Source organism: Salinifilum aidingensis, assembly GCF_054782015.1.
This window is the reverse complement of sequence record NZ_BAAGTH010000001.1, coordinates 654860-662502: the sequence shown is the minus strand read 5'-3', so window position 1 is coordinate 662502 and position 7643 is coordinate 654860. Positions and strand designations below refer to the sequence as shown.

The following is a 7643-nucleotide window of genomic DNA, read 5'->3' as shown; positions in this document are numbered from 1 at the left end:
ATGAAGTCCAAGGTCAACGAGGAGATGAAGAAGCACTTCCGGCCGGAGTTCCTCAACCGCATCGACGACGTGATCGTGTTCCACCAGCTCACGCGCGACGAGATCGTGCAGATGGTGGACCTGCTGACCAGCCGGGTGGAGAAGGCGCTCAAGTCGAAGGACATGTCGCTGGAGCTGACCGACAAGGCCAAGAGCCTGCTGGGCCGCCGCGGGTTCGATCCGGTGCTGGGTGCGCGGCCGCTGCGGCGCACGATCCAGCGGGAGATCGAGGACAAGCTCTCCGAGAAGATCCTCTTCGGCGAGATCGACCCCGGCCAGATCGTCGTCATCGACGTGGACGGCTGGGACGGGGAAGGCTCCGACGAGGACGCCACCTTCACCTTCCGCGGCGAGAGCAAGCCCGCGGCCGTCCCGGACGCTCCGCCGGTGGGCGTCCGCTCCTCCTCGGACGAGCAGTCCGAGGGCACCACCTCCGACGAGGAGAACGAGGAGTGAGCTGCGGAGCGCACCTCCGCCGCTGACGGGCGGACGCGCGAGGCACCCCTGCTGACGGCCCCCGCACCTGCGCGGTGCGGGGGCCGCAGCGCGTTCGACGGGGTTTTCGGCACCGCGGCAGGAGCGCTGGGGCCGTGCAGCAGCGGTGAGCCGTCGCGGCCTCCGCGCCGCGGAACCGGCTGGTCGTGCGACGCGGGCGGCAGGTGCTGTGCGGCAACCCCGGTGCTCGCGCTGAACATCCCCGCAACACTGGTATCGCGAGTGATACCGTTGTGGCATGTCCATGACGCTGCGACTGTCGGACGAGGAAGCGCGAGCACTGCGCCAGCGCGCCGATCTCGAATCCCGCTCGATGCAGGAAGTGGCTCGGCAAGCCGTGCGGGAGTACGTCGAGAACCACAGCCGCGTGGATTTGCTGGACCAGGTCCTCGATGAAGAGCTGCCGCGGTACGCCGAGGCGTTGGAACGTCTCGCGCAGTGATCTACCTCGGCCTCGAGGACCTGTTCCACGTCGCCGAACGCACGCTGGGGGGCCGCCCCGCGGTGCGCGACGTCGGTCTGCTGCAAGCGGCAGTGACTCGACCGCAGGCCACCGCCTTCGGTGGGGAAGCGTATCCACGCGTCGTCGACAAGGCCGCGGCCTTGCTGCACTCGCTCGCGCGCAACCATGCCCTGGTCGACGGCAACAAGCGCCTCTCCCTGGCCGCGACACTGGCTTTTCTCGGTATCAACGGGTGGCGATTGACGTTCGACAACGATCAGGCCTATGACCTGGTCATCGCGGTCGCCTCAGGTGAGCTCGACGACGTGGCCGCACTGGCGGAACGCCTCGCCGGGGCCGTGCAGCAGCGGTGAGCCGCCGCGACCTCCGCGCCGCGGAACCCCGGCTGCTCGGGCGGTGCGGCGAACGCGCCGCGGGGCTGCTCAGCGGGGCCGCTCGTCCCGCTCGCCGCCCGCTTCGCCCGCCTCGCCGAGCGCGGGCAGCTGAGCGCTCGCCCCCGGCTGCCGCCGCGCCTGCGCCCCCTCCTCCGCGTGAGTCCGGTCCTCCGCCTGCGCCCGGTTGCGGCGCAGCCGCAGCACGACGAACGCGACGAGCGCGGCCGCGGCGGCGAGCACGACCGCGCGGGAGAACGCGCCGGCGTAGCGCTCGACCAGGTGCCAGCTCGCCCCGAGCCGGTAGCCGAGCAGGATGAACGCCGCGTTCCACGCGGCGCTGCCGCCGGCGGTGAACAGGACGAACAGCGGCAGCGGCATCCGCTCCACACCCGCGGGCACGGACACGAGGCTGCGGAACATCGGCAGCATCCGGCCGAAGAACACGGCTTTGCCGCCGTGGCGGTGGAACCACGCCTCCGTGCGGTCCACGTCGGACTCCTTCAGCAGCGGCAGGCGCAGCACCAGCGCCCGCGTGCGCTCCCGCCCGAGCTTCGCGCCGAGCCAGTACAGCGCGAGGGCGCCGACGACCGAGCCGACCGTGGTCCACACGATCGCCGCGAGCAGCGACATCCCGCCCCGGCTGGCGGCGAACCCGGCGAACGGCAGGACGAACTCGCTCGGCAGCGGCGGGAAGACGTTCTCGAGCGCGATGGCGGCTCCCGCGCCGGGCGCCCCCAGCGCGCTCATCGCGCCGTTGATCCGGTCGGCGATCCCGCCGGCGGAGCCGGCGGCGAGCGGAACGGTCGAGTCCATGGGTGCTCCGTGATCGGGGAACGGCGCAGCGGCCCGGGCGCGTGGCATCCGGCAGCACCCATCGTTCCAGCGGAGCGCGCCGCGATCGTCCGGATTGGTGCCGACCTGGGGATACCTCCCCGCCCCGGACGGCGTGATGCGCACCACGGCGGGCGCGCGCGGTGGTGTCGCCCGCCCCGGCCCGCACGGCGCGCAGCGGTTCCCGAGACCAGGCGGATCGGTTAACGTTTGCGGCCACGACGGGCGTGGCGGAAGATCGTCCGGTATCGCACGGTGGGCCACTGCGAGGGAGCGTCGATGAACGGACCAGGCGGGACCGGCGCGCAGTTCAGCCCGGAGATCGGGGAGACCTTCGAGCCGGCGAGGGTGTCGCGGCGGGCCTGGATCGGGCGGTTCCTCGGCCCCGCGCTGGCGCTCGCCGCGTACTTCCTGCTCCCGACCGGGCCGGACGGGCTCAGCGGCGACGCCCGCGGAGTGGCCGCGCTGGCCGTGCTCATGGCCGTGTGGTGGATGACCGAGGCGATGCCGCTGGCGGCGACCGCGCTGCTGCCCATCGCGCTGCTGCCGCCGCTGGCGGGCATGGACGTCGAGGACGCGACCTCGCCGTACGCCAGCGACACGATCTTCCTGTTCATGGGCGGGTTCATGCTCGCCCTGGCGATGCAGCGCTGGGGCCTGCACCGGCGGATCGCGCTGCGCACCGTCCTGGCGGTGGGGACGAAGCCGAACCGGGTGATCGGCGGGTTCATGCTCGCCACCGCGTTCCTGTCCATGTGGATCAGCAACACGGCCACCGCCGTGATGATGCTGCCGATCGGCCTGTCGGTGCTCCGGCTCGTCTTCGAGCGGGTGGAGGGCCACTCCGCGCCCCGCTTCGACCCGTCCGACCCGGGGGCGGGCCGGTTCGCCACCGCGCTGATGCTGGCGATCGCCTACTCCACGAGCATGGGCTCGCTGGCCACGCTGATCGGCACGCCGCCGAACCTGTTCATGGCCGGTTTCCTGTCCGACAACTACGGCATCGACATCGGCTTCGGCCAGTGGATGCTGTTCGGGCTGCCGCTGTCGGTGGTGCTGCTCCTGCTCGGGTGGTTGCTGCTCACCCGGGTGCTGTACCGGACGACGCTGCGCGAGATCCCCGGCGGGCGGGAACTGTTCCGCGAGCAGCTGCACACCATGGGGCCGATGACCCGCGGTGAGCGGATCGTCCTCGTCGTCTTCGCCTGTACCGCGCTGCTGTGGATCACGCGGGAACCGCTGGACGCGCTGCTGCCGTGGTTGAACATCTCGGACGCGGGCATCGGCATCACCGCGGCCGTGGTGCTGTTCCTGCTGCCCGTCGACCCCCGCTCCGGCGTGTTCGCCCTGGACTGGTCCTCGACGGCGCACCTGCCGTGGGGGGTGCTGCTGCTGTTCGGCGGCGGGCTGTCGCTGTCCGGCGGGATCTCCGACAGCGGGCTGGACTCGTTCATCGGCGACACGGTCGGCGCGTTCGGCGGAGTGCCGCTCGTGGTGCTCGTCGTGATCGCCGCGCTGGCCGTGCTCGTGCTCACGGAGATGACCAGCAACACGGCCACCGCGGCCACGTTCCTGCCGATCCTGGCGGGAGTGGCGCTGGGGTTGTCGCTGGACCCGCTGCTGCTGGTCATCCCGGCCGCGCTCGCGGCGAGCTGCGCGTTCATGCTGCCGGTGGCCACCCCGCCGAACGCGATCGTCTTCGGCTCCGGCTACGTGACCATCCCGCAGATGGTCCGCACCGGCGTCTGGCTGAACCTGGCCGCGATCGTGCTGATCCCCGCCGTGGTGTACACGCTGGGGCTGCTCGTCCTCGGCATCACCCTGTAGCCGAACCTTGTCAGGTCGTTTGCGCACGGACTTCCCGTAACAGGACCTCGCGCGCTCCTCTCGGAGCGAGACGCCGTTGGAGGTCCACCGCGTCGGCCGATCCGCGGAGGTCGCTCATGCCCGCTTGCGGTAGGCGTACATGGCCAGGGGGAGGAACACGGCCACGATGCCGAGCATCCACACCGCGGTCGCGCCGAGCGGGCCGGCCACGGGGCCGCCGATCATGAGCCCGCGGGCCGTGTCGGCCAGCTGCGTGACCGGGTTGACGTCGACCCACGCCTGCAGCCACCCGGGCATGGTTTCGGCGGGTACGAACACGTTGCTGGCCATGGTCAGCGGGAACATGAACGACATGGCCACGCCGGGCAGCGCCTGCTGGCTGCGGATCAGCATCCCCAGGAACACGGTGATCCAGCACATGGCCAGGGCGAAGGCGATGACCACGACCACGGCGCCGAGCACGGCCAGCGGCCCCGTCTGCACCCGGAAGCCCATGAGGGTGGCCACGGCGAGCAGTACCGCGATGGACAGCAGGTAGCGGAAGATGTCGCCGAGGACGGCTCCGACCAGCGGGGAGCTGCGCGCGATCGGCAGGCTGCGGAAGCGGTCGAACACGCCCTTGCTGATGTCGGTGTTCAGCTGCATGCCCGTGCCGAGGCTGGCGAAGACCATGTTCATCGCCAGCACGCCGGGCAGGGTGCGCTGCAGGTAGGCGCCCGTGTCCCCGGTGATCGCCCCGCCGAACAGGTACACGAACATCACGAGGAACAGGATCGGCTGGATCGTGACGTCGATGAGCGCTTCCGGGGACTTGCGGATCTTCAGGATGCTGCGCCACGACAGCGTGAACCCGTGCCGCAGTCCGCGGAGGAAGCCGACCCGGCGCGTGGACGGCATGTTCCCGGCCGCCGCGCGGGAATCGACTTGTAACGTGCTGGTCATGCCGCCTCTCCCGAATCCTCAGCGGAGTGCTCGTCGGTGCTCGGCCGGCCGGTGATCGACAGGAACACGTCGTCCAGACTGGGCAGTCGCAGCGCCAGTTCGCTCGCGGTGATCCCCTGGTCGTCGAGCCTTCGCACCACAGTGGACAGAACGGAGGAGTCGTCGACGGGCACCGCCAGCAGGCCGGTTTCCTCGTGCGCGGTCGGTTCGGAGCGCACCTCTTCGGCGAGGATCCGCCGCACGCGCGGCATGTCGGCCGGATCGGCGGGGCGCACCTGCAGCGTCTGACCGCCGACGCGTTGCTTGAGCTCGGGAGCGCGCCCGTCGGCGACGACGGAACCGTGGTCGATCACGCTGATGCGGTCGGCCAGCTGATCCGCCTCCTCCAGGTACTGCGTCGTCAGCAGCACCGTGACCCCGTCGGCGGTCAGCCCGCGCACGAGGTCCCACACCTGGTTGCGGCTGCGCGGGTCCAGCCCCGTGGTCGGCTCGTCCAGGAACAGCACCTCCGGTCGCGCCACGAGGCTCGCAGCCAGGTCCAGGCGGCGCCGCATGCCGCCCGAGTACGTCTTCAGCGCGCGGTCGCCCGCCTCGGCCAGCCCGAACCGGTCGAGCAGCTCGCGGGCGCGGGCCCGCGCGTCCCGGCGCCGCATCTCCAGCAGGCGCCCCAGCAGCACCAAGTTCTCGCGGCCGGTGAGCTCCTCGTCGACCGAGGCGTACTGGCCGGTGAGCCCGATGCGCGCGCGGACGGCGAACGGCTGCCGCGCCACGTCGAAGCCGGCGACCGAAGCGGAACCGCCGTCGGCCCGCAGCAGGGTCACCAGGATGCGCACCGCGGTGGTCTTGCCCGCGCCGTTCGGGCCGAGGACCCCGTGGACCGTGCCCGCGGGCACCTCCAGGTCCACACCCGACAGCGCGGTGTGCGCGCCGAAGCGCTTGATCAGCCCTCGGGCGCGAATCGCGTGGTCCATGCCCCTCTCCTCGTCGTGCTCCGCGGGCGTCCGCCCAACCGCCGAGTATCCACGGCGCCGGCGGTGAACGCCCGTGATTTTTCGGATCCGGCGCCCGAAGCGCACCCCGCTGCGGCGGGGGCGAGCGCGCCGGCGGAGCCGCGCGGAACGGGTGGTAGGGAGGTGGCATGCGAGCAACAGCGGGCGGGCGGACCACCACCGCGGTGCTGTGGACCGGTGCCGCGGCCCTGCTGGTGTGGCTGGGCGCGCCCCGCCTCGGGTGGGACGCGGCGAGCCGCTGGCTGGTGGCCGCGACCGCGCTGACCCAGTACGCGGTGCTGCTCGGCGCGGTGCTGCTGATCGTTGCGCTGCTGCTGCGGCGGTGGCCGTGCGCCGCGGCGCTCGGCGTGGTCACCGCGCTGCTGCTGGCCGCGGTGCTCCCGCGCGCGGTGCCCGACACCGCCGCGGCCGGCGACTCCACGCCCGACGCCGCCGCTGGCGAGGCCGCCTCCGGTGAACTGCGGGTGCTGACCGTCAACGCCTTCTTCGGCCGCGCCGAAGCCGAGCGGATCGTGCGCGCGGTGCGGGCCGGGGACGTCGACGTGCTCGCGGTGCAGGAGCTGACCCCGCGGCTGGCCGGGCGGTTGGACCGCGCGGGGCTGCGTTCGGCGCTGCCGCACCGCGTGTGGCACCCGGCCGCGGGTGCCGGCGGATCCGGCATCGCCGCGCGGTTCCCGCTGCGGGAGCGGGACCTCGCCGGCGCGACGACGATGGCGCACCCGGCCGCGCGGATCCGGATGCCCGGTGGGAGGCAGGTGGACCTCGTGTCGGTGCACCCGCTCTACCCGATGGGGGCGGGCACGGTCGCGCGCTGGAACCGCGACCTCGGCGCGCTGCCGCCGCCCGCGCGCGGACGGGTGCCGCTGGTCCTCGCCGGGGACTTCAACGCGACGCTGGACCACTCGCCGCTGCGCGAGCTGCTCGGCCGCGGCTACCGGGACGCCGGTGCCGCCACCGGCAACGGCCTCGTCCCGACCTGGCCGGTGGGGCGGCTCGCCCCGCCGGTGACGATCGACCACGTGCTCACCAGCGGGCCGGTCAGCGCGTCCGGTTACCGCGCGCAGCGCATCGCCGGTACGGACCACCGCGCGCTGCTGGTCGAGCTGTCCCTGACCCGGGAGCGGTCGGGCAGCGCCCCCGGGGCGCGCTCGGGCAGCGGTGGCTGAGCGGTCTCAGCCCTCGGCGCTCGCCCCCGGGCCGGAGGTGAGCACGACCTCGAACTCCAGCAGCGAGGCACCGCTCGAGACGGGGGACCGGTGCTCGGTCGCGTGGGCCTCCTTGCCCGGCCCGTTGAACCACTGCTGGAAGTGCTCCTCCGACTCCCACTTGGTGTAGACGAAGTAGCGGTTGTCGCCCTTGGTGGGACGCAGGAGTTCGAAGCCGAGGAAGCCGGGGGTGTTGTCCACGGCGCCCTGGCGCTCGCTGAAGCGCCGCTCCAGCTCGGCCTCGGATCCCTCGGGCACCTCGATCGCGTTGATCTTCACGACTGCCATGTCCCCAGACTACGCACCCGCGGCGGCACCTGCGCCGCCTAGACGTGATGTCCGGGGACGTTGTTCAGCCGGGTGACTGTGAGCTTCCTCGTGCCGGCGCGCCAGCACCGGAGGGCCGCACGCAGCCGAACCCGCTGCGGGAGGTCCCGCTGCGTAAACCCCCGTGCAA

8 protein-coding genes and 1 pseudogene are annotated in these 7643 nt (G+C 72.4%); 5 read left to right on the top strand and 4 right to left on the bottom strand.

Annotated elements, in window-relative coordinates; translation table 11 throughout:
- The 3 genes and pseudogenes from ACYVJE_RS03055 to ACYVJE_RS03045 all read left to right on the top strand — a co-directional run.
- Positions 1-495, top strand: a pseudogene (locus ACYVJE_RS03055) (NDP-hexose 4-ketoreductase); the annotation flags it as partial.
- A gap of 277 nt (positions 496-772) precedes the next feature.
- Complete coding sequence (locus ACYVJE_RS03050; RefSeq protein ID WP_459158040.1) at positions 773-976, top strand: DUF6290 family protein; 204 nt, start codon at positions 773-775, stop codon at positions 974-976.
- Entirely contained in the window at positions 973-1350 is a 378-nt protein-coding gene (locus ACYVJE_RS03045) for a type II toxin-antitoxin system death-on-curing family toxin (protein WP_461143137.1), read from the top strand. The genes ACYVJE_RS03050 and ACYVJE_RS03045 overlap by 4 nt, the downstream gene beginning before the upstream one ends.
- Positions 1351-1419: 69 nt before the next feature.
- Here the strand turns inward: ACYVJE_RS03045 and ACYVJE_RS03040 are convergent, their stop codons facing one another.
- Positions 1420-2184, bottom strand: a complete 765-nt coding sequence (locus ACYVJE_RS03040) for a DedA family protein (protein ID WP_461143136.1) — start codon at positions 2182-2184, stop codon at positions 1420-1422.
- A gap of 297 nt (positions 2185-2481) precedes the next feature.
- On the opposite strand from ACYVJE_RS03040, the gene ACYVJE_RS03035 reads away from it, so the two are divergent.
- Complete coding sequence (locus tag ACYVJE_RS03035) at positions 2482-4029, top strand: SLC13 family permease (RefSeq protein ID WP_461143135.1); 1548 nt, start codon at positions 2482-2484, stop codon at positions 4027-4029.
- Between the two features lie 114 nt (positions 4030-4143).
- Here the strand turns inward: ACYVJE_RS03035 and ACYVJE_RS03030 are convergent, their stop codons facing one another.
- Both ACYVJE_RS03030 and ACYVJE_RS03025 read right to left on the bottom strand, forming a co-directional pair.
- Positions 4144-4971 carry an ABC transporter permease gene (locus ACYVJE_RS03030; RefSeq protein ID WP_461143134.1) on the bottom strand — a complete coding sequence of 276 codons (828 nt, stop codon included), beginning with the start codon at positions 4969-4971 and terminating at the stop codon, positions 4144-4146.
- A complete protein-coding gene (locus ACYVJE_RS03025; protein ID WP_461143133.1) occupies positions 4968-5942 on the bottom strand; it encodes an ATP-binding cassette domain-containing protein in 975 nt (324 codons plus the stop codon). Before ACYVJE_RS03025 ends, ACYVJE_RS03030 begins: the two co-directional genes overlap by 4 nt.
- Before the next feature lie 167 nt (positions 5943-6109).
- Between ACYVJE_RS03025 and ACYVJE_RS03020 the strand changes: the two genes are divergently transcribed.
- Positions 6110-7147, top strand: a complete 1038-nt coding sequence (locus ACYVJE_RS03020) for an endonuclease/exonuclease/phosphatase family protein (protein ID WP_461143132.1) — start codon at positions 6110-6112, stop codon at positions 7145-7147.
- Positions 7148-7153: 6 nt separating this feature from the next.
- Here the strand turns inward: ACYVJE_RS03020 and ACYVJE_RS03015 are convergent, their stop codons facing one another.
- Positions 7154-7474: an antibiotic biosynthesis monooxygenase family protein gene (locus tag ACYVJE_RS03015; protein ID WP_461143131.1), complete on the bottom strand. Its 321-nt coding sequence runs from the start codon at positions 7472-7474 to the stop codon at positions 7154-7156.
- Positions 7475-7643: the final 169 nt, after the last annotated feature.

What these genes read in the sequence shown, in the direction of transcription:
- ACYVJE_RS03050 (WP_459158040.1), top strand. Translation starts at nt 773, where the DNA reads ATGTCCATGACGCTGCGACTGTCGGACGAGGAAGCGCGAGCACTGCGC.
- ACYVJE_RS03040 (WP_461143136.1), bottom strand. Translation starts at nt 2,184, where the DNA reads ATGGACTCGACCGTTCCGCTCGCCGCCGGCTCCGCCGGCGGGATCGCC.
- ACYVJE_RS03035 (WP_461143135.1), top strand. Translation starts at nt 2,482, where the DNA reads ATGAACGGACCAGGCGGGACCGGCGCGCAGTTCAGCCCGGAGATCGGG.
- ACYVJE_RS03030 (WP_461143134.1), bottom strand. Translation starts at nt 4,971, where the DNA reads ATGACCAGCACGTTACAAGTCGATTCCCGCGCGGCGGCCGGGAACATG.
- ACYVJE_RS03025 (WP_461143133.1), bottom strand. Translation starts at nt 5,942, where the DNA reads ATGGACCACGCGATTCGCGCCCGAGGGCTGATCAAGCGCTTCGGCGCG.
- ACYVJE_RS03020 (WP_461143132.1), top strand. Translation starts at nt 6,110, where the DNA reads ATGCGAGCAACAGCGGGCGGGCGGACCACCACCGCGGTGCTGTGGACC.
- ACYVJE_RS03015 (WP_461143131.1), bottom strand. Translation starts at nt 7,474, where the DNA reads ATGGCAGTCGTGAAGATCAACGCGATCGAGGTGCCCGAGGGATCCGAG.